The organism is Candidatus Enterococcus murrayae (assembly GCF_017315985.1).
GTDB classification, from domain to species: domain Bacteria; phylum Bacillota; class Bacilli; order Lactobacillales; family Enterococcaceae; genus Enterococcus_A; species Enterococcus_A murrayae.
In genome coordinates this window covers 59,761-83,505 of record NZ_JAFLVR010000035.1, presented here as the reverse complement: position 1 = coordinate 83,505, position 23,745 = coordinate 59,761, and the positions used below count along the sequence as shown (strand labels likewise).

The window sequence follows — 23,745 nt, the reverse complement described above, 5'->3', positions numbered from 1 at the left end:
AGTGGGACAAGATAGATGCGAGTAAAAAAAGCAGTTATTCCAGCCGCTGGTTTAGGAACAAGATTTTTACCAGCTACAAAAGCGATGGCCAAAGAAATGTTGCCAATCGTTGACAAACCAACGATTCAATTTATCGTTGAGGAAGCTTTAAAATCCGGTATTGAAGATATTTTGATTGTAACTGGAAAAGCGAAACGCCCGATTGAAGATCATTTTGATGCAAATATTGAACTAGAAATGAATCTGAAGGAAAAAGGCAAAACAGATCTATTAAAATTAGTAGAAGAAACAACAGATGTGAATCTGCATTTTATTCGGCAGTCACATCCCAAAGGCCTAGGACATGCTGTCTTACAGGCTCGTGCTTTTGTTGGCAATGAACCATTCGTTGTAATGTTAGGCGATGATTTAATGGAAGATCGTGTTCCGTTAACTAAGCAATTAATGAATGATTACGAACAAACTCATGCATCAACGATCGCAGTAATGCGTGTTCCTGAAGATGAGACGTCAAAATATGGAATTATCAATCCGGGAGAAGAAGTTTCTAAAGGTTTGTTCAACGTGAAGAATTTCGTTGAAAAACCAAAACCAGAAGAAGCACCGAGCAATTTAGCGATTATTGGACGATACTTGCTAACACCTGAGATTTTTGATGTATTAGCTAACCAAAAACCAGGTGCCGGTAACGAAATTCAATTAACAGATGCTATTGATACCTTGAATAAGACACAACGCGTTTTTGCACAGGAATTTAGCGGAAAACGTTACGATGTTGGTGATAAGTTCGGGTTTATGACAACGAGTATCGAATATGGGTTGAAACATCCAGAGATTAAAGATAAATTACACGATTATATCATATCTTTAGGTAAAGAATTAAGCGGACAAAATAAAATAAAAAAATAATTTTTAAAGCGTAGATTTGATTCTACGCTTTTTATATTGTTAGTTATTTTAAAAAGATGAATCATTTGATTTTTTAATGCGAATTATCACTATAACGAATAGAATTAATTAGTTATTTCGTTATATAATATTTTTTGGAAATAACAATATTGAAAAGGAGACTTAATGAAAACTTCCCGATTAAATAAAGAAATCGTTATCAAATGTGCGATGGAGTTAGTCTATGAATCTGGACTCAATGGATTGAGACTAAATAAAATCGCTGATCGTCTTGATGTCAAATCTCCTTCCTTGTATACACACACAGGCAGTGTGACAGATCTGCGGCATGCTGTCGTAAGACGAGCGATGGAGGATTTTCGCGAACAATTAATAGACTCATTATTGGGCCGAGCAAATCTTTGTGCCTTTATCGAATTAGGAAAAACTTGGGCTGTTTTTGCGAAAAATAAAAATGCATTTTACACTGTATTTTATCAAAAAGAGTACATAGATTCTTATGAAAAATATATTGCTGTCTTTCTAAGAGCTGCATTTGATCGAATCTTTTCTGAGCGTGAGCTGACCAGTAAGGAAATTAATCAAATAGAACGTGTTATGACTAATTATTTTCGCGGTCATGCAGAATGCTTCACTGGAAATAGTTTTAACGAAGCAGACTTGATTAGTGACTTAGAAATCATTTACAATGGCATTCTTCAAAACTTCACGAAGGTATCTCAATAATTTAATTGAGATATCTTTTTTTATTAGTAATTAGTATAATTCTTTCTCTTTCATTAATTTCCTTGGGAATGGTATAATTTAAGTTAGCATAATGAGTGAAAAATGAGAGGAGCGATTGAATGAGTTTAGGCGGCATTGCAGCAATTATTGCGGCACTTGCATTTGTTGTTTTGGTTATATTTTTAGTGCGTGTCTTGAGTCAAGTGTCAAAAACAGTTGAAAAAGTTGAGACGACGGTAACTGAAGCCAATACAACGATCGATGTTCTTACCAAAGATGTAGATTTACTCATGCAGCAAGTAGAAGGATTGTTAGTAAAAGGTAATCACTTGCTGAATGATATTAACGGAAAAGTGGAAACGATTGATCCATTATTTACGGCAGTGGCTGATCTGAGTCAGAGTGTTTCAGATTTAAATACGACTAGTCGTAATTTAGCAGGAAAAGTTGGCGGCGTAGGAAAGAATGCAGCAAAAGCAAGTGTTGCAGGAAAGGTTGGCGCGACCACGATGAGATTCTTTAGGGATCGTAAGACAACAACGAAAACGGAGGGATAAGAATGGCAAAAAGCGGAAAGTTTTTAGCAGGTGCCTTAATTGGAGGGACAGCTGCTGCGGTAGTAGCTTTATTATTAGCACCGAAGTCAGGAAAAGAGATGCGGGAAGACTTAGCGAAAAAAACTGATGAGTGGTTAGATTTAGCTTCAGACTACACGGATGACTTTGTTATGAAGACAAGTGAGATGGGGTCAATTGTGAAGGATCGGGCTTCTGACTTGAGCGATCAAGCAAATGATTTGGCTTCAAACGTGAAGGGTAAAGCCGGAGATGCTATGGATGACATGGATGATATCACCTCTGATACTTTGGCAGATTTGAAACGTCAAAGCTCCGATTTATCTGATCGTTTTCGTAAAGCGGCAAGCGAAGCAAAAGATGTAGCTGAAGATACTACAGAAGATATCGTAATTGATGTCAAAGAGACAAAAGAAGCAGCGAAGGAAACCACCTCTGAAGGAGCAGAAGCTTTAGCGGATAAAACAAAAGAGTTAAATGAGAAAAAACCTGATTTTTCTGAAATCAAAGAAGAATTAAAAGAAGAAGTCGAAAAAAATAATCCAGAGTAAGTTGGAATAATGTAGCCCTTAGCGTTAAGGGCTATTTTTTTTGTGTTGCGTGCGCAACGCAGAATATTGCTGTAATCTGATGTCACAATAATTAATAATTGAGGTGTAACGAAATTGGAAATAGGAAAAACGATTCGTTCAAAAAGAGAAGCGATGAAGATGACTCAACAGCAATTGGCAGATCAAATTTATGTGACTAGACAAACCATTTCAAAATGGGAGTTGGGTAAAAGTGAGCCTGATGCCATTTCTAAAAAAAGTTTAGAGAGAGTTTTAGCTGTTCAATTAGTAGAGGAGTCTTCTTCAAAAAAAGGTGAGGAGGAACGTTTTATGAGAAAATTTCAATGGGGTCTAGGTTTGCTATTGTTTGGGATTGTATTTCTTCCATTACGGGTAGTATGGGTAACAATTCGTCGTAATTGGAAACAGCCCTGGAATCGTTTTGTCTTACTGCCAACTGTTTTTGCTTTTTTACTATGGTATTTGCATTCTCTTAAGGACAATGTATTCAATTTATTTTTGGCGTTGCTTCTATTATCATACTTTAGTACAAGTTGGTATTTTTTTAGTGATCAAAGAGAAATAGGAGACAATTAAAAGAAACACCGCTCGTTTTGAACGGTGTTCCTTTTTTTTCTATTATAAGATCGTTAATTCTTTTGATGTCTTAGTAAATGGAATGCAGCCGTCTTTTGTTACGAATAGGCAATCTTCGATTCGAACACCAACATCATTGGGCAGATAGATACCTGGTTCGATTGAGAAGCACATGCCTTCTTTAACCTCCAGATCATTTCCTCCAACGATTTGCGGGAATTCATGGATCGTAGTTCCAATTCCATGACCCAAACGATGATTGAAATACTCACCGTAGCCGTGGCTTTCAATGACGTCACGAGCAAGCTTGTCTAGCTGACCACAAGTGACACCTGGTTTTACAGCGTTTAAAGCAGCCATATGGGCTTCTAGTACAATGTTGTAGATGTCTTTTTGGTGATCAGTTGGCTTGCCGCAAGCAACGGTTCGAGTTGCATCACTACAGTAGCCATTAACGATTGTACCAAGGTCGAACAAAACGAGTTCATTTTCTTTACAAGTATTTTTACCCGGTGTACCGTGTGGGCTGGCAGCGTTTGGTCCAGCGAGCACTTCGGTAGGGAAGGACATTTGTTTAATGCCTTTTTTCTTTAATTCATATTCGATCTCTGCGACGATTTCTTCTTCAGAAACACCTGGTTTCACGTGTCTAAAGCCGATTTCAAAAGCTAAATCAGCAGTAGAACCTGCTTCGAGCAAGCGTTGACACTCATCTTCAGTCTTATATAATTGCAATTCTTGGACTAGCGGAGTCAGGTCAGCTGAAAAATCAGCGGAAGGAAAAGCTTCACTCAAACGTAGATAACGATCTAGTACTAGCTGATTTTTTTCTAACGCAATTTTTTTAGGAGAACCATAACGTTTTTTGATTTCATCCACGATGATGGCAAATGGATCTTGACTGTCTAAATAGCCTACAACATCATATTCAAAGCTGCTGGCTTTTGCGTCTTCAACTTCGAGGCCAGGTGCAAATAAAAATGGCTCTTTTTCAAGTGGAATGAACAATGCCAATACACGTTCCATCGGATTGCTGTCAAAGCCGGAGAAGTAGCCAATATGACTCGCATCAGAAACATAAGCCAAATCTACCTCGTTTTTTTGCATCCATTTTCGTAGTTCCAAAACTTTTTCTTGGTTCATTAAAGCATCCTTCTTTCTTTTGGCGTTATACTGATTGTAACACTAATAAATTTTATTGAAAAATGATTCTAATAAAACGCTTACAGATTTTTAAGGAAAAATGTGTAAAACGGTTGCAATCAATGAAACAACGTGCTATTATCTTTTAGAAATGTAAATGATATTTTCTGAAAACAATATAAAAGGAGCGTATCCATGGAAAAGCAAACAATTACGATTTATGATGTTGCCCGCGAAGCGAATGTTTCAATGGCAACCGTTTCTCGTGTAGTCAACGGCAACCCAAATGTAAAGCCGACAACACGTAAAAAGGTACTAGAAGTTATCGAGCGTCTGGATTATCGTCCAAATGCTGTCGCACGAGGATTGGCAAGTAAGAAAACAACAACGGTTGGTGTAATCATCCCTGATGTCAGCAACATGTTTTTCGCTTCATTAGCACGTGGAATCGATGACATTGCGACGATGTACAAGTATAATATTATTTTAGCTAACTCAGATGGCGAAGCACAAAAAGAAGTAAACGTGTTAAACAACTTATTGGCAAAACAAGTTGACGGTGTAATCTTCATGGGCCATCGCATTACTGATGAAATTCGTGCAGAATTCTCTCGTTCGAAAACACCGATCGTTTTAGCTGGGTCTATTGATCCAGATGAACAAGTCGGCAGTGTAAATATTGATTATGCTGCAGCTACGAAAGAATCAATCGACTTATTGGCAAAACACGGTAATAAGAAGATTGCTTTCATCAGCGGCGCGTTGATCGATGCTATCAACGGACAAGCTCGTATGGGCGGCTATAAAGAAGCTTTAGCTGACAATGGTTTAGAATACAACGAAGGTTTAATCTTTGAAGCTAAATATAACTTTAAAGAAGGCTTAGCCTTGACCGATCGTATCCTTAACAGCGGTGCAACAGCGGCATATGTAACTGATGACGAACTTGCTATTGGATTATTAGATGGGTTAATCGATAAAGGTGTGAAGGTGCCTGAGGATTTCGAAATCATCACAAGCAATGATTCATTGTTGACAGATGTGGCTCGTCCACGTCTAAGCAGTGTAACGCAACCATTATATGATATTGGTGCTGTAGCAATGCGTCTATTAACAAAAATGATGAACAAAGAAGACATCGAACAAAAAACAATCGAATTACCACATGGTATTTATGAAAAAGGTTCGACAAAACAATAAGCTCAAAGAGGCTGTACCCAAGTTGGTACAGCCTCTTTTTTCATAAAATTCTCTAAGCTTCCCCTAATTACATAGTGGAAGGATGGCGTCGTGCAAAATCAAAAAAGCGAAACTTGTCTACTTGATGACGACTCTCAGTATATTGAAACTGTCGAGCATCACTAGTGAAGACTCGGCTTTTCACAGAAACGATGTTGATATCGTGCTGATTTAAATCTAATAATTCGCGATCTGCCTCGGTTAACGCATCAATTGTGATTTCTTTTTCTGCAAAAGCGATGTTCAAGCCCAATTCATTTTCAAAATAGCGATAAATTGAATCCTTTGCAATCTCAGTATCCAACTCAGGGATAATTGTTGTTAGCAGTATGTCCTTATCGAGAATCACTTTTTTCTGATCGATGGCACGAGTACGAATGAGTTCCCAGCAAATGACACCTACCTCAAAACCGGTAATGCGAGCCATTTTTTCATTAATGACGATCTTTTTAAGACTAACAACCTCGGTGCTGCTTTCATAGCCATAGGAATTTTGCAGCTCCTTATAGCTGGTCAAGCCAGATACAGGAAAACGCAGCTGTTCACGCTTCAATACAAGCGAGCCTTTACCTTGGATTTTTTGGATGTAGCCATTGGCCATTAGAAGAGACAGGGCCTTACGAATCGTATCACGAGAGACATGATATGTTTGTCTTAATTTGTTTTCGCTAGGCAAGTAGGAACCAGCCTCATAGATTCCTTTTAAAATTCCACGTTCGATCGCTTGGTAGATCACTTCATAATTTTTCATATTGTCACCTTCTTCTTAGTTAAATAAGAAATATCAACTTGTCCGTATAAGTAATTTCATTATACAAAGAAAGAATCTGAAAGTAAAACGCTTCCTGAATAAAGCTAAATATAAAAATGAGTAAATTCTTATGTAGGATAAAACTTGTTGGGTTTTTTACCGACTTGTTGGTAACTATAAGACTGATAAATCGTTAATAAAATCAGTTGTGCTTCATTTAAATGAGAATTTCCTAATCAAAAGTGTTTTGCCACTAATGTAAGCGATTTACAAAAATGCCTAGAGCAATTATAGTAAACCTATCAGCTGAACTTATCCATACAAGTTAAAATTATTCGGAGGGAAAAAAGATGGGAAAATATGAAAAGGATACTAAGGATCTGTTAACGGCCATCGGCGGTAAGAAAAACATTTCCGCGGTTACCCACTGCGCCACACGGATGCGCTTTGTTTTGAATGACCCCAAAAAAGCAGACGAGGAGCAAATCGAGAATATTCCTAGCGTTAAAGGGATGTTTACAAATGCAGGTCAGTTTCAAATAATTATCGGAAATGATGTAGCTGTTTTTTACAATGAATTCGTTGCTGTTTCAGGAATCGAAGGTGTTTCTAAGGAAGCAGCGAAGTCAGCGGCAAAGCAAAATCAAAATCCAGTTCAACGTGCCATTACTGTTTTAGCAGAAATTTTTACACCATTGTTACCAGCAATTATTGTCGGCGGTTTGATTTTAGGATTTCGAAATATTTTAGAAGGCGTACAAATGGGGTGGCTGAATGGTCAGACGATTGCTGACGCGTCGCCATTTTGGAACGGCGTTAACGGATTTCTATGGCTCCCAGGTGAGGCGATTTTCCACTTCTTACCAGTTGGGATCACGTGGAGTATTGCCCGTAAGATGGGTGCTACAGAGATCTTGGGAATCGTTCTAGGGATCACCTTAGTTTCACCGCAGTTGTTGAATGCTTATGCAGTGAATGGTACTTCTGCTGCAGAAATCGCAAAAAATTGGACATGGGACTTCGGTTTTTTTACTGTTGATAAAATTGGTTATCAAGCGCAGGTTATTCCGGCAATGTTGGCAGGCTTCTTGCTCGTTTATTTAGAGCGATTTTTCCGCAAACATATTCCAGAAGCTGTTTCTATGATTTTCGTCCCATTCTTCTCCTTGATTCCGACGATTCTAGCAGCACATATCATTTTAGGACCGATCGGCTGGAAAATCGGGACAGCGATTTCAGCTGTAGTAAATGCAGGTTTGACCTCTAGCTTCAGCTGGTTGTTTGGTGGTATTTTCGGAGCGCTATATTCGCCTCTGGTCATAACCGGTTTGCACCATACAACTTTAGCGATTGATTCGCAATTGATTGCTGATTTTGGCTCAACAAATTTATGGCCGATGATCTGTTTATCAAATATTGCCCAAGGAGCGGCTGTTTTAGCAATTGTATTTGCCCATCGTGGGAATAAGAAAGAAGAGCAAGTATCGATTCCATCTGTTATCTCTGCTTGGCTAGGGGTTACAGAGCCGGCGATGTTTGGGATTAACTTGAAATATACGTATCCATTTATCGCTGCCATGATCGGCAGCGGAATTGCCGGATTATTTGTAACCTTGTTCAAGGTTCGAGCACTATCAATTGGTGTCGGCGGTTTGCCAGGGATTTTAGCAATTCGCCCGCAAGACTACGTGATCTTTGGAATTGCTATGCTGATTGCAATTGCTGTTCCATTCATTTTGACTCTGACTTTCCGTAGAATCGGTTTGTTTAATAAAATTGATCGTGTCGAAGAAGGAAATGTACCAAGCTTAGGAAGTGAGACGACGAAAAAAGCAGGTTCTGTTGTGGAATTATTCGCACCAATCGCTGGTATGCTGCATCCTTTAAGCAGTGCTAAAGACCCTGTATTTGCTGAGGGGCTGATGGGACAAGGTGTAGTGATTGATCCCAGCGAAGGGAACTTAGTTGCTCCATTTGATGGACAAATCAGTTTGCTGTTTCCAACCAAACATGCTATCGGTCTAGTAAGCACAGAGGGGACAGAAGTATTGATTCATATCGGAATTGATACAGTTCAGTTAGATGGACAATATTTTACCAGTCATGTGCAGCAAGGCGACAGCGTCAAAAAGGGTCAGCTTCTAATGGAGTTTGATGTCGAGGCGATCAAAGCAGCAGGCTATGAGGTTCAAACGCCGATCATTGTAACTAATTCAACGGATTTTCAAGTAGATCCGTTGATTGAAGAAGCGCCTGTGACAAGTGCAGAAAAAATTATATTAGCAACAGAGTTGTAGAAGCTGGAGGATAACATGAGTTTTAAAGAGAAAGTAATCTATCAAATTTACCCCAAATCGTTTTTAGATACGAATCAAGATGGTATTGGGGATTTGGCAGGGATCAAGCAAAAAATACCTTACTTGAAACGATTAGGTGTTGATATGATTTGGTTAAGCCCAATTTATCCAAGTCCGCAAAATGATAACGGGTATGATGTGGCAAATTATACTGCGGTCAACCCAATGTTTGGAACGATGGCAGATTTTGAAACGCTGATAGCAACTGCAAAAGAGCATGATATTGAAATAATGCTGGACATGGTTTTCAACCATGTTTCCACAGAACATGAATGGTTTCAAAAGGCCTTGGCGGGTGACAAAAAATTTCAAGATTACTTTATTTTACGTGACGAGCCGACAGATTGGGTATCGAAATTCGGTGGAAACGCGTGGGCGCCATTTGGAGATACCGGTAAATATTATCTGCATTTATTTGATCGAACCCAAGCTGACCTAAATTGGCGCAACCCAGAGGTACAGGAAGAACTATTTGAAGTCATACGCTTTTGGATGGATAAAGGTGTAAAAGGATTTCGTTTCGACGTGATCAACTTGATCGGCAAGGATGAAGTTTTAAAAAATTGTGCAGAAAATGATGGAAAGCCGGCTTATACTGATCGCCCGATTAATCATGATTTTATCCACATGATGAATCAAGCAACCTTTGGAAAAGCAGACGAAATGATTACGGTCGGAGAAATGAGTTTTACCACAGTAGAAAATTGCATTTTATATACAAAGCCCGAACGAGAAGAACTGAATATGACCTTCAATTTTCACCATCTAAAAGTTGATTATCAGGATGGAAAAAAATGGACACAGATGCCATTTGATTTTGCGAGATTAAAAGAATTGTTTCATACTTGGGGAACGCAAATGAGTGAGGAAAGTGGATGGAATGCACTTTTTTGGAATAATCATGATCAACCACGTGCGTTGAATCGTTTTGTTGATGTGGATAACTATCGAGTAACTGGAGCTAAGATGTTAGCTAGCGCGATTCACTTAAACCGTGGGACCCCTTATATTTATATGGGTGAAGAGATTGGAATGGTGGATCCGGATTATGATTCCATGGAAAAATATGTTGATGTGGAAAGTCTAAATGCGTATCAAGAACTATTGCTTGCTGAAAAGACTGAACAAGAAGCGTTCGAGATCGTCAAGGCGAAATCAAGAGACAACTCACGTACGCCGATGCAGTGGGACGGTAGCATGTATGGTGGTTTTTCAACTGTTGCCCCATGGTTAGCCTTGGGGAATTCAGTAAATCAAATCAACGTAGCAAAAGAATTGCAAGAAGGGTCATTATTCAACTATTATCAAAAATTGATTAAGCTGAGGAAGGAGTATCCAGTAATCGCTGAGGGTAGCTACGAAGCCTTTTTATCGGAACATCCACAAATTTATGGCTATATTCGTCGTTTTAAGGGGCAGAGCCTGCTCGTGCTTAATAATTTCTTTTCTCAAGAAACGACGATCGAACTACCAGAAGCATTTCAAAATGGAGAAACCTTGATCAATAATTATGACAATGAAAAGCTGGATAAGGAAGTCGTATTGAAGCCTTATCAATCAATTGCTATTTATTGCTAAAAAACGCGTGAGCAGTTCTGCTCACGCGTTTCATTTTGTCAAATCTATTCGTTTATTTATCAAATAAATCAATATGCCGCCTAATGACATAGAGAGCAGCTCACCTATGCCAATAATCAGCCAATTAAAGAAAAACGGTGCTTGATAAAAAAAGGTCAATTGTCCAGCAACCGTGAACATTGAAAAAGCAAAAATCAATGCTGTGATAATCATTTTTTTCTTAAGAGAGGCGATTTTTTTCGTTGCAGCTCGACAGATCAGCAAAACAATCAAGGTGGAAATACTGCCTAATAGTACGTCCACGATACCAAGTGGTGAGGCCAGGTTGGCGATCGCAACACCTAATGTTACCGCAATAGTATAGCGTTTATTGAAAAGGGGCATGTAGTTGAACATTTCTGCAATGCGCAGTTGGATCGCACCAAAACTAATGACGGATAAAACAATAGTGATAGCGACATAAAGTCCGGTCACTACAGCCATTTTTGCCGTATCGGTGGTGGTCCAGTGTTGGGTTGAGCTTTTTTCTAAATTCATTTTTAATCTCCTTTACAAGACAGTGTCTCGTTAATAACTGCGACCAAAGGATTGAAGTGCCGCAGTGCGAAATTCTCGCTATCATTTATCATAGATGATTTCATAAAAATTGCAAGCTATTTTAAAAGCCAGCCGCCATCGATTGGTAAAACATTTCCTTGCATATAGCGGGCTTCTTCACTTGCCAAAAACAATGTGGCATAGGCTACTTCTTTTGGATCTGCCCAGCGTTTAACAGGAGTTTCTTCAGCGACCCATTCAGCCATTTGCCCATCACCAGCGAAATCCGCTTGATTCATAGGGGTGTTGATCGCTCCAGGGGCGATAGCGTTGACATGGAGTCCTTTGGCCGCATAGTCTAATGCAAGCTGCTTAGTGAAGCCGATGATGGCATGTTTGCTGGTTGTATAAGCAATTCCGCCTCCTCCAGCAACAATTCCGGCGATCGATGCCATATTAACGACTGTTCCTCGATTTGCCAATAGTTCCGGCAATAATAATTTTGTCAGTAGGAACATGCCCTTTACATTGGTATCTAGAATTTGTTCCCATAAATCTTCATCTGTTTTATCTAACGGCAGATAATTATCTAGCACTCCAGCAGTATTTAGCAAAATATCCACCGTACCGAAACGTTCAAAACATTTTTGTTGAGCTGCTTGCAAAGCTTTTTTCTCGCGAACATCTCCGATGGAATAAGCAAAATGATCAGGGAATTTACTTTGCAGTTCATCTAGATATTGCTTCTGTTGGTCAAAAGCGAAAACGCGAGCGCCTTTTTCCAAGAATGCGGCAGCTTGAGCAGCACCAATACCTGAAGCCGCTCCTGTAACAAAAACAGTTTTTTTAGAAAAATCAAACGTCATCATTTAACGATTTTCCAATCGTTTGCTAAGATATCACAAACCGTTGGTGCAAAACTTGAAAAACCTTCATCAGCAGTTTTGATCAAAAAATAGGGTGTTACTGGCGAACCATCAAATACTTCACCTTCTACGAGCGTCACATATAATTCAAAGCCGCCCCAGCCTTCGCGAATAATTTTTGCCCCCTTTTTTAATTCAGGTAAGATTTCTTCAAATGTCATTTACAATTCCTCCGTTCGAAATTACTTTTCTTTTGGTAGAATACCAAAAAGCCTGAGATGTCACAAGATGCCAAAACGCAGAAGCTGTTCATACAAAGAAAGGCCGCTCTGAAAAGAGCCGCCTTTCTTAAAAGTATTCGTTGTCCATTTTGGTTTAATCATCGTCTTTATCTTCTTTGGCTTTTGCGTTGACTTTATTGCGAGTATTCCAATAAGTCTTGTAATCATCGTCGTTACCACCGATACCAAATTCATAGGTATTATCCCCTGGTCCATCCTTCGCCCAAAGAGAGGTTGTTTCACCACTTGGCACTTGATAATTGGTCCCATTGTGATTTACTTTACCAGGTTTTAGTCCAGTAAAATCAGAAACTTTAATCTGTTTGACGTCATCAGACAACTCGAATTCTTCATCTTCACCAAAGATGTTTGGATTGACCTGATAAATACGACCAGCAAGGTAAGCCATGTAGGTCGCAGTCCGATTTCCCGCGCCGTCATTCATTGGTTTGTTATCATCTCGTCCAGTCCACGTTCCTAATGTGATTGTTGGGGTGGAGACGATCAGCCAGTTATCGGCATAATTATCAGTGGTCCCTGTTTTCCCGACCCAATCAGCCGTACTCAATTGATAATTCACTCCACTCAAAATGGATTTGAATGGGGTAGTATGCTGTTCGTTAATTACGCTACGCATCAAGTCATTCATGATGGAAGCCGTTGCTTTTGAGTATACTTGAACCGGTTCGTCCTTGTGTTTATAGATCTCTTTGCCAGTACTGTCAGTAATTGAATCAATCAGATAGCCTTGCTGATAAACCCCGCCGTTAGCCAATGTTTGGAAGCCGTTGACTTCTGTCAGAGTCGAGACGTCAGTTGTTCCTAATGGTGCTGATTCAACTCCCCAAGCATTGGAAGTCGGATAATTCATTTTCTTCAAGTAGTTATCATAAGCAAATTGATCGGACCCTTTATTTGCTAACATATCTTGATAAACATGATATGCGGTGATGTTTGTGGATTCAACAAGAGCCTGTCGTGTTGTTTGGAAAGTTTTAGAACCTTTGTTTTCAGCGTTTCCTAATTCCTTGCCCGCATGTTCACCATGCTGGTATTTCATCGGAAAATCAGCAATTCGTGACGCGCTGCCTAATAGCCCTTGGTCGATAGCTGGCCCGTATACTAGCATCGGTTTGATTGATGAGCCTGCTTGTCGAGCAGTATCAAAGGCATGGTTGTTTTGGTTCGTATTATAATCACGGCTGCCGACGAAACCGTAGATTCGGCCAGTTTTGTTATCCATCATGACTGTACCAGGCTCAACAGTCGCACCAGAGCCGTCGTCCAAATATTGTCCATATTCAGCTACGCCCAGCTGCATTGCGTCATAAATATTTTTATCAATTGTTGATTTGACGACTAATCCTTGATTTTGCATTTTAACTTTGGCTTGTTCGACATAGCGATTTCGCGTTTCCTCTTTACTGTAATCCGCATCGTTGACACCATCTTCTTTAGCCTGTTGCTTTGCAACGATGCTGATGGCTTCATTATAAACGGTATAGTATAAGAAACCGTGTTGTTGGACCTCTACGTCTTGCCGTGCTTGGAAGTCTTTAGAAAGATCATATTTTTTGGCTTCTTCGTATTCCTTTTTAGAAATCATTTGTTCACGATACATATTGAAAAGCACATCATCTTTTCGAGCCATACCTAGAGAATAATCTTGCTTTAGATCGCCAGTATTCGTATAAGGGCTGTAAACAATTGGACTTTGCGGCAGACCAGCAATAAAAGCGGATTGCGGTAGATTTAGATCTTTTGCGTGAACACCAAAGATACCAATTGCCGCTTCTTCAACCCCGGCAATATTTTGTCCTTTGTTATTACGGCCAAAAGGGGAGACGTTCAGATAAGCCGTTAAAATCTCATCTTTGCTTAAATATTTCTCCAAATCCAATGCCAAGATGATTTCATTGGCTTTACGTTTGAAGGAAGTCTCATTGGTCAAAACTTGCTGCTTGATTAGTTGCTGTGTAAGCGTAGAACCGCCAGATCCGGCACCAAATCCAACCATTTCTCCTAATAAGGCACGAACAACTGCTTTTGGAACAACACCTGGATGCTCGTAAAAGTTCTCATCTTCTGTGGCAACGAGTGCTTTTTTTACCCATTCAGAAATCTCATCAGAATTTATTTTTTCACGAATTGGATCGGCTTGAATCGTTGCTAACTCACGGTCATCAGCGTAGAGTAGTTTGGAAGATTCAGCGATGTCCCCAACCTTTTGTTTCATTTCTGATTTTGTCGGTGTCGGTGTTCCTTCGACAAGATGCGCAAAATACCCAGCACCGATTCCGACGACCAGCATGCCGCCTAAAAAGAGCACAACGACTAAGCCAAGTAGCAATGACTTGACTACCCGCAATGAAACATTAAGCGCAAAAGAGCCTCCCAGAGTAGCTTTTGCTTTACTTTTGCCGCTCTTTTTCGGTTGCTTATTTATTTTTTTCTTGTGAGCCAAAAAGTCCACCTCATTAGATTCTATCATTTTAATTATCTGTTGAATTATAGCAAAGTTTTACTTCTATTAACAAGCGGATGGAATGTTTGTAATCAAAACTTCAACTAATTGTTAAGTAAAACAAAACAAACATTATTATATTGTTTGGCTTCTTTTGCTCGAGAGGCATTCTTGCAGGTACAGAAGTTTGAATAATTCTAGTGAATCGCTTTTATTTCCTTGTTTTTTCAGTTAATATGGGAAGGTATAAATCATTTAGGATTGATATGCGTAATAAGCAAATGTTTTACTTTTTTAAGTAAAGCAGCAAAATTGATTAGGAGGATAAAAATGCATTCAGACTTTTTTCAAGAACTAAAAGCCCGTGGCTTAATTTTTCAAGTAACAGACGAAGCAGCCTTAGAAAAACAATTAAATGAAGAGTCTGTTAAACTATATATCGGCTTTGACCCGACTGCAGACAGTTTGCACATTGGTCATTTATTACCGATTTTGACGTTGCGTCGTTTCCAACAAAACGGTCATGTGCCAATTGCTTTGGTTGGCGGCGGTACCGGAATGATTGGAGACCCTTCATTTAAAGATGCGGAACGTCAGTTAAACACTTTGGATACTGTTCAAAATTGGTCACAAAGTATCAAAGACCAGCTTTCTGGTATTATTGATTTCGAAAACAAAGAAAATCCAGCAGTTGTCGCTAATAACTATGAGTGGTTAGGCGAGTTAAAATTGATCGACTTTTTACGTGATGTAGGTAAAAACTTCACAATCAACTACATGATGAGTAAAGAAAGTGTAAAACGTCGGATCGAATCTGGAATTTCTTATACAGAGTTTGCGTACCAATTATTACAGGCATACGATTTTTATGAATTGAACAGACGATACGGCTGTCTTCTGCAATTAGGTGGAAGCGATCAATGGGGAAATATCACTTCGGGGATCGAATTAATTCGCCGCGAAGCAAGCAAGCAAGCTTTTGGAATGACAATGCCGCTAATCACTAAAGCAGACGGTACAAAATTCGGGAAAACAGAGGGGAATGCTGTGTGGCTTGACCCAGAAAAGACTTCACCTTATGAATTCTACCAATTCTGGATCAATACCGATGATCGTGATGCTGTCAAATTCTTGAAGTATTTCACATTCTTAAACTTAGAAGAAATCGATGCGATTGAAAAAGAGTTTACAGCTGCGCCTGAGCAGCGTGCAGCTCAAAAAGCGCTGGCTAAAGAAGTTACTGTGTTAGTTCACGGAGAAGAAGCGTATAATCAAGCAGTTCATATCTCTGAAGCATTATTCAGCGGAGAGGTAAAAAATTTGAACGCAGATGAAATCAAGCAAGGCTTTAAGAATGTACCGAATTATCAAGTTCAAACGGAAGATAATTTAAACCTTGTAGAAATTTTATTGACTGCTGGAATTGAGAACTCGAAACGTCAAGCTCGTGAAGACATCAACAACGGAGCAATCTACATCAATGGAGATCGTGTGCAAGATGTAGCTTATACGTTAAGTGATCAAGACAAATTATCAGATGAATACATCGTTGTTCGTCGCGGCAAGAAAAAATATTTTGTTTTACAATTTTAATCATAATCGCGAAAGGGATTGTACCAATTTTTTGGAGCAATCCTCTTTCTATGCATTGACAGGTAAGCGTTTTAGAAGGTAAAGGGGTGAACAGGTGAGAGCAGTTTTATTAAACTCGTTAGGATTATTTGTTATTATTTTGATAGGCTATTTAACGAAACGATTGAACTTATTGATGAAAGCGGATGGTTCGATGATCTCAAAAATTGTCGTTAATGTTACCTTGCCAGCGGCGATTATCGTAAATCTGCAGTTTTTGGAGATTAAAAATCAATTGTTATTGCTGATTATAGCGGGGCTGTTTTTGAACCTAGTAATGATTATTACTGGCCATTTTTTATCAAAAAGGCAAGAGCAGGTGGAACGAGAATTTTTGATGTATGGTGTTTCCGGTTACAATATCGGAAATTTTGCGATCCCATTTGTCCAAAGTTTTATGCCGCAGGCGATTCCGATTTTATCTTTTTTTGATATTGGAAACAGCGTCATGCTAGCGGGAGGGTCAAATGTTGTGATTGAAGGTATCAGCGGCAGTAATGAAGAACGCCCAACCGCTAAAAAGGTTTTAGGACGTTTGGGACGTTCAGTCCCGTTTCTCTGCTATTTAATTATGTTGCTTTTTCGTATGTTAAAGATTGATTTACCAGAAGCAGTTTTTCAGATCGCACAGCCGATCGCGAATGCGAACACTTTTTTGTCAATGTTCATGATTGGTTTGTTTTTGGAACTCCGTTTGCCGAAGAAAGATTTGGCATTAGTCTTGCGTGTTTTAGCAATCAAATATGGGGTAGGTATCTTGCTAGCGATACTGTTCATGTTGATGCCTTTTCCGATGATGATCAAAATCGTTTTATGCCTTGTTTCAGTCGGACCGATTCCAACGTTTGGTGTGATTAACAGTGTAGCTGCAGGTATGCGAGCTGAAGTAGTTGGCTTTACATCGTCACTCAGTTTCTTAATCAGTTTACCGTTGATGACTAGCTTATTATTATTCCTATAAAAAAATCTGGAGGTTCTTATGTTAATTGGTTCTCATGTAAGTATGAAAGGAAAAGAAATGTTATTAGGTGCGGCGCAAGAAGCAGCCGGCTACAAAGCTTCAACCTTTATGATCTATAGTGGAGCTCCCCAAAATACTCGTCGTAAGCCAGTGGAAGAAATGAATATTCCGGCTGGAGAAGAATTTATGAAGGAGCATGGTCTGTCAAATATCGTGATGCATGCACCGTATATTATTAATTTAGGCAACACTAAAAAGCCGGAAATGTTTCCATTTGCGGTTCAATTTTTACGGGATGAAATTATGCGGGCGGAGGCCTTAGGAGCAATGCAGATTACTTTGCATCCGGGTGCGCACGTAGGTGCGGGCGAAAAAGCCGGTTTAGATCAAATTATCAAAGGCTTGAATGAAGTACTGACTAAAGATCAGCGAGCGCAAATCGCTTTAGAAACAATGGCAGGTAAAGGGACGGAGTTAGGAAAAACGTTTGAAGAGTTGGCTTATATTATCGATGGTGTGACTTTGAATGAAAAGCTTTCTGTAACTTTTGATACTTGTCACACAAATGACGCGGGTTACAATGTTAAAGAGGACTTTGATGGGGTATTAGACGAATTTGATCGAGTAATCGGCTTGGAGCGGTTGAAAGTGGTCCATGTGAATGATTCGAAAAATCCAATCGGTTCTCACAAGGACCGACATGCGAATATTGGCTTCGGTACGATTGGATTTGACACACTAAATGCTATTGTTCATCACGAAAAATTGAAGGACTTGCCTAAAATTTTAGAGACCCCCTATGTTGGAGCAGATAAAAAGAATCAGCATGCCCCTTATGGTTTTGAAATAGCGATGCTGAATGAGGGAATATTTGATCCAAATTTGTTGGAAAAAATTCAAACACAATAGAAAAAAAGCACATGCCTATTAAAATGAGCATGTGCTTTTGTCTTACTCTCGAATTTGACCGTCACCGTAAATGATGTATTTACTAGACGTCAAATGTTCTAATCCCATTGGTCCACGAGCGTGCAATTTTTGTGTAGAGATGCCAATTTCAGCACCAAAGCCGAATTTAACCCCATCGGTAAAGCGAGTAGAGGCATTAATATATACGGCTGCCGCATCAACTTCTTTTAAAAATCTTTGACCATTTTGATAACTATCAGTCACAATTGATTCAGAATGCTTTGAACTATAGTGATTGATGTGCTCAATCGCTTCATCTAAAGAAGCAACCACTTTAATTGCTAAAATATAATCTAAAAATTCAGTTTTCCAGTCCTCTTCGACCGCTAGGCCTGCTTTTTTTAAATAGGTTAAGGCTTTGGAATCAGCCCGCAGAGCGACAGGATAAGAAGCCAAGGACTCTTCGAGCAATGGAAGAAACTCAGGGGCAATGTCTTCATGGACCAGCAAAGTTTCGATGGCATTACATACCGACGGACGTTGAGCTTTTGCATTGATAACGATGTCGTTAGCCATGTCTAATTGAGCAGCCTGATCAACGTAAACGTGATTGTTGCCAGTACCTGTTTCGATTACTGGCACAGTCGCATTCATTTTGACTTGTTGAATCAATCCTGCTCCTCCGCGAGGAATCAAAACATCCAAATAGTCATTTAAGCGCATCATTTCGTTTGCTGTATCGCGGGAAGTATCATTGACGAATTGGATCATCGCAGTGTTTAGCTGATTGTTTCGCAAAGTTTGCTGCATCAGCTCCACTAGCATCTGATTAGAATAGAAGGCTTCTTTTCCGCCGCGTAAGATTACTGCATTTCCTGATTTAAAGCATAGACTGGCAGCATCGGTGGTTACATTCGGGCGTGATTCAAAAATAATGCCAACCACTCCCAAAGGAACTCGTTGCTGACCAATCATTAACTGGTCCTCTGTGCGCCACATTTTTTCAACTACACCGATTGGATCAGGCAAAGCAGCTACTTGCCGAATCCCGTCGGCCATTTCTTGAATTCGTATATCGGTTAAACGTAACCGATCAATCAATGGATCTGTAACCCCGTTTTTTCTAGCTTGTTTCAAATCCTGCTGATTTGCCGTTAAAATCGATTGGGTATTGTTTTCTAGATCCGCAGCCATTTGCAGCAGACATTCATTTTTTTGAGCTGTTTCTAGCTGACTCAGTTGTCGAGCAGCTTCCTTACTTTGTTTTCCTAAAACGTTCATTAAGTTATTCATGGCTACCCTCCTTGAATAATGTTCCGACTTCTGCACCTGCTAAGATATCAAAAATTATTCTGGGTGGTTTTCCATTTGCTAAGACCATAGCACTTTTAGCATCTAACACTCTTTGAGCAGCCTTTAGTTTGCTGACCATTCCGCCAGTACCAAACCGACTGCCTTCACCGCCTGCTTGATCCATTAGATTTTGATTGATGGTTGAAATGGTTGAGTAAAGGATTGCCTGTTTATTTTTAGATGGATTATCGGAATAAAAACCATCAATATCACTTAACATGATTAATAAATCAGCAGCCATCAATTGTGCAACGATGGCTGACAACTCATCATTGTCACCGAACTTTCTCGTATGATCCATTTCATCAACAGCCACAGTGTCATTTTCATTTATGATAGGAAGGATTCCCATTGAGATAAGCTGTTCTAACGTGTTGATAACATTTTTTCGACTTTCTGGGAAATCTACTACATCTCGTGTTAATAAGACTTGAGCAGTTTGCTGATTATATCCCAAAAAACGCTGATTGTAGATATGCATCAGCTCAGATTGACCGACAGCGGCAACTGCTTGCTGCTCCGGAATTTTCTGTGGCCGCTCTGGAATATGAAGCTTGTCCATTCCAACGCCAATCGCGCCAGAAGAGACTAATATTATTTCTTTGCCTTGATTACGAAGGTCAGTCAATACAAATGCTAATTGATCAATTCCAGAAAAATTGATCTTACCGTTTGGATGGATCAAAGAGCTCGTCCCGATCTTCACCACGATCCGATTGACGGATCTCAAAAAATTTCTCATGTATACACCTCTTCACTTAGCCACCAGCGAGGAAGATATTGTTTTGCATTTTAGCATATTCTAATCAATATTTCATCAATTATTTAAAATTAGTTGAAAATTTTTTTGATAATTACTCATATTCGCGACAGCTCAGCTTTCTTCATCCTTTCAATAAAACTAAAGTATTGGATACTCCTCGAAAAATTAATAAGAATGGCATAAAATTTCGTAACCAGATTTGAAGTTTCTTAAAACTGCTTTTCTTTTGAAGTATCTTTTAGTAAAATGTATAAGAATGTGTCAGGAAAGGAGCGGTGAAAATGGTATCCACTGGAATCGTAGTATTGATCGCAGTAATCGCTGCACTATTAGGTGCTGTTGGCGGTTTCTTCTTAGCTCGTAAATATATGCAAGACTATTTCAAAAAGAATCCTCCAATCAACGAGGATATGTTACGTCAAATGATGATGTCGATGGGGCAAAAGCCTTCAGAAAAAAAAGTTCGTCAAATGATGCAGCAAATGAAAAACCAACAATAATTTTTGAAAGGACAATCGTCGCAGGATGGTTGCCCTTCTTTTTTGATAAGAATTTCAGCAAGAGTTATTTGCAGATGTACTTTAAAATTAGTAATCGAACGTATTCAAAAATACAAGTTAGAATAAGAAAGGTTACATTTAGTAAGCAGATTTGTCGACAGAATAACTTCTTGGATGTAAAGTTAAGCCGAATGGGGGAATGACTAAATGTATGATGTAATTATTATTGGCGCGGGTCCTGCAGGGATGACCGCAGCTTTATACGCTTCACGCTCAAATTTAAAAGTTCTTTTGATTGAACGTGGTGCACCCGGCGGACAAATGAACAATACTGCCGAAGTCGAGAATTATCCAGGTTTTGAATCAATTATGGGACCAGAACTTGCAATGAAAATGTATGATGGTGTTACAAAATTTGGTACTGAAAATGCCTATGGAATCGTTCAGGATATTCAAGATCATGGTGATTATAAAGAGGTTATTACTGAAGAGGAAAGCTATAAAGCTAAAACTATCATCATAGCGACAGGCTGTGTCCATCGTAAACTAGGTGTGCCGGGAGAAGAATCATTTGCCGGACGAGGAGTATCTTATTGCGCTGTTTGTGATGGTGCGTTTTTCCGAAACAAACGTTTGATCGTTGTTGGCGGTGGTGACTCAGCGGTTGAAGAAGCAATCTATTTAACTCGTTTTGCTTCTGAAGTTGTCATCGTTCATCGTCGTGACGAATTACGAGCACAAAAAATTATTCAAGATCGTGCGTTCGCAAATGAAAAAATTTCATTCATCTGGGATAGCGTTGTGGACGAAATCGTCGGCAACGACATGGCAGTAACAGGCGCACAAATCCGCAATGTTAAAACTGGTGATAGTCATTTGGAGCCAGCAGACGGAGCATTCATTTATGTTGGCCTAGAACCATTAACTGAACCATTTAAAAATAGTGGTATTACTAATGCTGTCGGTTGGATTGAAACCGATCATGAAATGAAAACTAAAATTCCTGGTGTATTTGCTATTGGTGATGCACGTGAAAAGGATCTGCGTCAAATCACAACAGCTGTCGGTGAAGGTGGAATTGCAGGTCAGCAAGTGTATAAATATATTGAAGCGCAAAATTAGTTTTGGAAAGGAAGGCAGAATCGTGTCTTCCTTTTTCCTATTTTGCAATTCAAACAAAGGGTGTTCGTTCAATTGAAAAAGAATCTCAAAAATTTTTTTAAGTAGGATTAAGATACAAGTTTTCTTTGCTGAATATAACAGTAATGGTATACTTAAATGGTAAGAAAATTTTGAAAGAGGTGTGTTTCATGTCTTGGGAACAAGTTTATGAACAATGGATTGATTCAGATAAATTAGATGAAAAAATGCGCAATGAATTACAAGATCTAGGTAAAGACCCGGAGTTGAAAAAAGATGCGTTTTATAAACAATTAGAATTTGGAACCGCAGGTATGCGCGGCGTTTTAGGTCCTGGTGTCAACCGAATGAATATTTTCACTATTCGTCAAGCAACAGAAGGTTTGGCTCGTTTTATGGACACACAGGGTCCTGAGACCAAGCGTCGTGGAGTAGCGATCGCATATGATTCACGCCACATGTCACCAGAATTTGCAATGGAGGCGGCCAAGACTTTGGCAAAACATGATATTCCTTCATTTGTGTTTGAAAGTTTGCGCCCAACCCCAGAATTATCCTTTGCTGTTCGTTTTGAGAATGCTTTTACTGGAATTATGATCACAGCATCCCACAATCCAGCGGAGTATAATGGGTACAAAGTCTATGGAGAAGATGGTGGACAAATGCCGCCGGAGGATGCAGACGCATTAACGAAATTTGTTCGTGATGTGGAGAATCCTTTGGAAGTTGAAGTGCTCTCTGATGAAGAGGCAAAACATAGCGACTTGATCAATATCATTGGTGATGAGGTCGATTCAGAATATTTGAAAGAAATCAAAACAGTAACAATCAATCAAGAACTGATTAATGAAATGAGTGAAGAGCTCAAACTAGTATACACACCTTTACATGGTACCGGTAAAATGATAGGTGAAAAAGCTCTAAAACAAGCGGGCTTCGAAAAGTTCATTTTAGTTCCTGAGCAGGCGATTGCCGATCCAGATTTTTCAACTGTGAAATCACCGAATCCAGAAGAGCACTCTGCTTTTGAATACGCAATCAAATTGGGTGAACAACAAGATGCAGATTTGTTAATTGCAACGGATCCTGATGCCGATCGTCTTGGCGCAGCCGTTCGTTTGCCAGATGGTCGCTACCAAGTACTAACAGGGAACCAAATCGGTGCGATCATGATCCGCTACATTTTAGAAGCCCATAAACAAGCCGGTACCTTGCCAGACAATGCGGTGGTTCTTAAATCGATCGTATCAAGTGAACTAGCAACAACAATTGCGAACTCTTATAATGTGAAAATGGTAGATGTACTAACTGGCTTCAAATTTATTGCTGAGAAAATCCAACAATATGAGGATGACAACTCACAAACCTTCATGTTCGGTTTTGAAGAAAGCTATGGCTACTTGATTAAATCATTCGTTCGGGATAAAGATGCGATTCAAGCATTGGTACTGCTGGCGGAAGTGGCTGCTTATTATAAGAAGCAAGGCAAAACATTGTATGATGGATTGCAGGAAATCTTTGAAGAATACGGCTACTATGCTGAAAAGACGATTTCAGTTACTTTAAGCGGTGCTGAAGGCGCAGAACAAATCAAAACGATCATGGGGAATTTACGTAATGAAGCACCAAAATCATTCGCTGATGTAGCAGTTACCTTGACTGAAGACTTCAAAACGTCAAAAGTGGTTGACGCTGAAGGAAATGAGACAGCGATTGATATGCCAGCTTCAGATGTATTGAAATACACGTTAGCAGATGAGACTTGGTTAGCCGTCCGACCATCTGGTACAGAACCAAAAATTAAATTCTATATTGGTGTAAAAGGTGATTCTCATGATGCTGCCGCAGAAAAAATTGCGATGTATGAAGAAGCAATCCGTAAAATCACTGAGTAGAGTAAATGAGGGCTATAA

The 23,745-nt window shown here is 39.4% G+C and carries 22 protein-coding genes; 14 read left to right on the top strand and 8 right to left on the bottom strand.

Going from position 1 to position 23,745, the window contains the following annotated elements:
• Positions 1-15 precede the first annotated feature (15 nt).
• The 5 genes from galU (at position 16) to JZO85_RS15030 (ending at position 3,358) form a co-directional block, all read left to right on the top strand.
• Complete coding sequence (gene galU, locus JZO85_RS15050) at positions 16-909, top strand: UTP--glucose-1-phosphate uridylyltransferase GalU (RefSeq protein WP_207109344.1); 894 nt, start codon at positions 16-18, stop codon at positions 907-909.
• 165 nt (positions 910-1,074) lie between these two features.
• Positions 1,075-1,635: a TetR/AcrR family transcriptional regulator gene (locus JZO85_RS15045; RefSeq protein WP_207109343.1), complete on the top strand. Its 561-nt coding sequence runs from the start codon at positions 1,075-1,077 to the stop codon at positions 1,633-1,635.
• A gap of 119 nt (positions 1,636-1,754) precedes the next feature.
• The gene (locus tag JZO85_RS15040; protein WP_016181289.1) at positions 1,755-2,192 is read left to right on the top strand and encodes a DUF948 domain-containing protein; all 438 of its coding nucleotides are present in this window, start codon (positions 1,755-1,757) and stop codon (positions 2,190-2,192) included.
• A gap of 2 nt (positions 2,193-2,194) precedes the next feature.
• The gene (locus JZO85_RS15035) at positions 2,195-2,761 is read left to right on the top strand and encodes a YtxH domain-containing protein (RefSeq protein ID WP_207109342.1); all 567 of its coding nucleotides are present in this window, start codon (positions 2,195-2,197) and stop codon (positions 2,759-2,761) included.
• A gap of 114 nt (positions 2,762-2,875) precedes the next feature.
• Positions 2,876-3,358, top strand: a complete 483-nt coding sequence (locus JZO85_RS15030) for a helix-turn-helix domain-containing protein (RefSeq protein WP_207109341.1) — start codon at positions 2,876-2,878, stop codon at positions 3,356-3,358.
• Positions 3,359-3,400: 42 nt separating this feature from the next.
• Here JZO85_RS15030 and JZO85_RS15025 read toward each other — a convergent pair whose 3' ends face one another.
• Positions 3,401-4,501 (bottom strand): M24 family metallopeptidase, encoded by a 1,101-nt coding sequence (locus tag JZO85_RS15025; RefSeq protein WP_207109340.1) that lies wholly within the window; start codon positions 4,499-4,501, stop codon positions 3,401-3,403.
• Positions 4,502-4,696: 195 nt separating this feature from the next.
• Here JZO85_RS15025 and ccpA point away from each other — a divergent pair, with 195 nt between their 5' ends.
• Positions 4,697-5,701 carry a catabolite control protein A gene (gene ccpA, locus JZO85_RS15020; protein ID WP_207109339.1) on the top strand — a complete coding sequence of 335 codons (1,005 nt, stop codon included), beginning with the start codon at positions 4,697-4,699 and terminating at the stop codon, positions 5,699-5,701.
• 67 nt (positions 5,702-5,768) lie between these two features.
• Here ccpA and treR read toward each other — a convergent pair whose 3' ends face one another.
• Positions 5,769-6,491: a trehalose operon repressor gene (gene treR / locus JZO85_RS15015; RefSeq protein ID WP_207109338.1), complete on the bottom strand. Its 723-nt coding sequence runs from the start codon at positions 6,489-6,491 to the stop codon at positions 5,769-5,771.
• Positions 6,492-6,841: 350 nt separating this feature from the next.
• On the opposite strand from treR, the gene treP reads away from it, so the two are divergent.
• Together treP and treC are read left to right on the top strand one after the other, a co-directional pair.
• Complete coding sequence (gene treP / locus JZO85_RS15010; protein WP_207109337.1) at positions 6,842-8,788, top strand: PTS system trehalose-specific EIIBC component; 1,947 nt, start codon at positions 6,842-6,844, stop codon at positions 8,786-8,788.
• 15 nt (positions 8,789-8,803) lie between these two features.
• On the top strand, positions 8,804-10,426 hold the full coding sequence (gene treC / locus JZO85_RS15005; RefSeq protein WP_207109336.1) for an alpha,alpha-phosphotrehalase: 1,623 nt from the start codon (positions 8,804-8,806) through the stop codon (positions 10,424-10,426).
• Positions 10,427-10,456: 30 nt separating this feature from the next.
• On the opposite strand, the gene JZO85_RS15000 is transcribed toward treC, so the two are convergent.
• The 4 genes from JZO85_RS15000 to JZO85_RS14985 form a co-directional block, all read right to left on the bottom strand.
• Entirely contained in the window at positions 10,457-10,963 is a 507-nt protein-coding gene (locus tag JZO85_RS15000) for a QueT transporter family protein (protein WP_207109335.1), read from the bottom strand.
• A gap of 116 nt (positions 10,964-11,079) precedes the next feature.
• Positions 11,080-11,832, bottom strand: a complete 753-nt coding sequence (locus JZO85_RS14995; RefSeq protein ID WP_207109334.1) for a 3-oxoacyl-ACP reductase — start codon at positions 11,830-11,832, stop codon at positions 11,080-11,082.
• A complete protein-coding gene (locus JZO85_RS14990; protein ID WP_207109333.1) occupies positions 11,829-12,050 on the bottom strand; it encodes a DUF2829 domain-containing protein in 222 nt (73 codons plus the stop codon). Before JZO85_RS14990 ends, JZO85_RS14995 begins: the two co-directional genes overlap by 4 nt.
• 154 nt (positions 12,051-12,204) lie before the next feature.
• Complete coding sequence (locus tag JZO85_RS14985) at positions 12,205-14,574, bottom strand: transglycosylase domain-containing protein (protein ID WP_207109332.1); 2,370 nt, start codon at positions 14,572-14,574, stop codon at positions 12,205-12,207.
• Positions 14,575-14,904: 330 nt separating this feature from the next.
• Here JZO85_RS14985 and tyrS point away from each other — a divergent pair, with 330 nt between their 5' ends.
• The 3 genes from tyrS (at position 14,905) to JZO85_RS14970 (ending at position 18,076) form a co-directional block, all read left to right on the top strand.
• Positions 14,905-16,167: a tyrosine--tRNA ligase gene (gene tyrS / locus JZO85_RS14980; protein ID WP_207109331.1), complete on the top strand. Its 1,263-nt coding sequence runs from the start codon at positions 14,905-14,907 to the stop codon at positions 16,165-16,167.
• Positions 16,168-16,261: 94 nt separating this feature from the next.
• Positions 16,262-17,167: an AEC family transporter gene (locus JZO85_RS14975; protein ID WP_207109330.1), complete on the top strand. Its 906-nt coding sequence runs from the start codon at positions 16,262-16,264 to the stop codon at positions 17,165-17,167.
• Between the two features lie 18 nt (positions 17,168-17,185).
• A complete protein-coding gene (locus JZO85_RS14970; RefSeq protein ID WP_207109329.1) occupies positions 17,186-18,076 on the top strand; it encodes a deoxyribonuclease IV in 891 nt (296 codons plus the stop codon).
• 42 nt (positions 18,077-18,118) lie between these two features.
• Here JZO85_RS14970 and JZO85_RS14965 read toward each other — a convergent pair whose 3' ends face one another.
• Together JZO85_RS14965 and proB are read right to left on the bottom strand one after the other, a co-directional pair.
• A complete protein-coding gene (locus JZO85_RS14965) occupies positions 18,119-19,369 on the bottom strand; it encodes a glutamate-5-semialdehyde dehydrogenase (RefSeq protein ID WP_207109328.1) in 1,251 nt (416 codons plus the stop codon).
• Complete coding sequence (proB, locus tag JZO85_RS14960) at positions 19,362-20,171, bottom strand: glutamate 5-kinase (protein WP_207109327.1); 810 nt, start codon at positions 20,169-20,171, stop codon at positions 19,362-19,364. The genes JZO85_RS14965 and proB overlap by 8 nt, the downstream gene beginning before the upstream one ends.
• A 302-nt stretch (positions 20,172-20,473) precedes the next feature.
• On the opposite strand from proB, the gene JZO85_RS14955 reads away from it, so the two are divergent.
• The 3 genes from JZO85_RS14955 (at position 20,474) to JZO85_RS14945 (ending at position 23,727) form a co-directional block, all read left to right on the top strand.
• The gene (locus JZO85_RS14955) at positions 20,474-20,692 is read left to right on the top strand and encodes a YneF family protein (RefSeq protein ID WP_010740033.1); all 219 of its coding nucleotides are present in this window, start codon (positions 20,474-20,476) and stop codon (positions 20,690-20,692) included.
• 207 nt (positions 20,693-20,899) lie between these two features.
• Positions 20,900-21,814 (top strand): thioredoxin-disulfide reductase, encoded by a 915-nt coding sequence (gene trxB, locus JZO85_RS14950; protein ID WP_207109326.1) that lies wholly within the window; start codon positions 20,900-20,902, stop codon positions 21,812-21,814.
• Positions 21,815-22,002: 188 nt separating this feature from the next.
• Complete coding sequence (locus tag JZO85_RS14945; protein WP_207109325.1) at positions 22,003-23,727, top strand: phospho-sugar mutase; 1,725 nt, start codon at positions 22,003-22,005, stop codon at positions 23,725-23,727.
• Positions 23,728-23,745 lie beyond the last annotated feature (18 nt).

Bases quoted from the DNA above. Each gene is read 5' to 3' on its own strand.
- galU (WP_207109344.1), top strand. From the start codon at position 16: ATGCGAGTAAAAAAAGCAGTTATTCCAGCCGCTGGTTTAGGAACAAGA.
- JZO85_RS15045 (WP_207109343.1), top strand. From the start codon at position 1,075: ATGAAAACTTCCCGATTAAATAAAGAAATCGTTATCAAATGTGCGATG.
- JZO85_RS15040 (WP_016181289.1), top strand. From the start codon at position 1,755: ATGAGTTTAGGCGGCATTGCAGCAATTATTGCGGCACTTGCATTTGTT.
- JZO85_RS15035 (WP_207109342.1), top strand. From the start codon at position 2,195: ATGGCAAAAAGCGGAAAGTTTTTAGCAGGTGCCTTAATTGGAGGGACA.
- JZO85_RS15025 (WP_207109340.1), bottom strand. From the start codon at position 4,501: ATGAACCAAGAAAAAGTTTTGGAACTACGAAAATGGATGCAAAAAAAC.
- ccpA (WP_207109339.1), top strand. From the start codon at position 4,697: ATGGAAAAGCAAACAATTACGATTTATGATGTTGCCCGCGAAGCGAAT.
- treR (WP_207109338.1), bottom strand. From the start codon at position 6,491: ATGAAAAATTATGAAGTGATCTACCAAGCGATCGAACGTGGAATTTTA.
- treP (WP_207109337.1), top strand. From the start codon at position 6,842: ATGGGAAAATATGAAAAGGATACTAAGGATCTGTTAACGGCCATCGGC.
- treC (WP_207109336.1), top strand. From the start codon at position 8,804: ATGAGTTTTAAAGAGAAAGTAATCTATCAAATTTACCCCAAATCGTTT.
- JZO85_RS15000 (WP_207109335.1), bottom strand. From the start codon at position 10,963: ATGAATTTAGAAAAAAGCTCAACCCAACACTGGACCACCACCGATACG.
- JZO85_RS14995 (WP_207109334.1), bottom strand. From the start codon at position 11,832: ATGATGACGTTTGATTTTTCTAAAAAAACTGTTTTTGTTACAGGAGCG.
- JZO85_RS14990 (WP_207109333.1), bottom strand. From the start codon at position 12,050: ATGACATTTGAAGAAATCTTACCTGAATTAAAAAAGGGGGCAAAAATT.
- tyrS (WP_207109331.1), top strand. From the start codon at position 14,905: ATGCATTCAGACTTTTTTCAAGAACTAAAAGCCCGTGGCTTAATTTTT.
- JZO85_RS14970 (WP_207109329.1), top strand. From the start codon at position 17,186: ATGTTAATTGGTTCTCATGTAAGTATGAAAGGAAAAGAAATGTTATTA.
- JZO85_RS14965 (WP_207109328.1), bottom strand. From the start codon at position 19,369: ATGAATAACTTAATGAACGTTTTAGGAAAACAAAGTAAGGAAGCTGCT.
- proB (WP_207109327.1), bottom strand. From the start codon at position 20,171: ATGAGAAATTTTTTGAGATCCGTCAATCGGATCGTGGTGAAGATCGGG.
- JZO85_RS14955 (WP_010740033.1), top strand. From the start codon at position 20,474: ATGGTATCCACTGGAATCGTAGTATTGATCGCAGTAATCGCTGCACTA.
- trxB (WP_207109326.1), top strand. From the start codon at position 20,900: ATGTATGATGTAATTATTATTGGCGCGGGTCCTGCAGGGATGACCGCA.
- JZO85_RS14945 (WP_207109325.1), top strand. From the start codon at position 22,003: ATGTCTTGGGAACAAGTTTATGAACAATGGATTGATTCAGATAAATTA.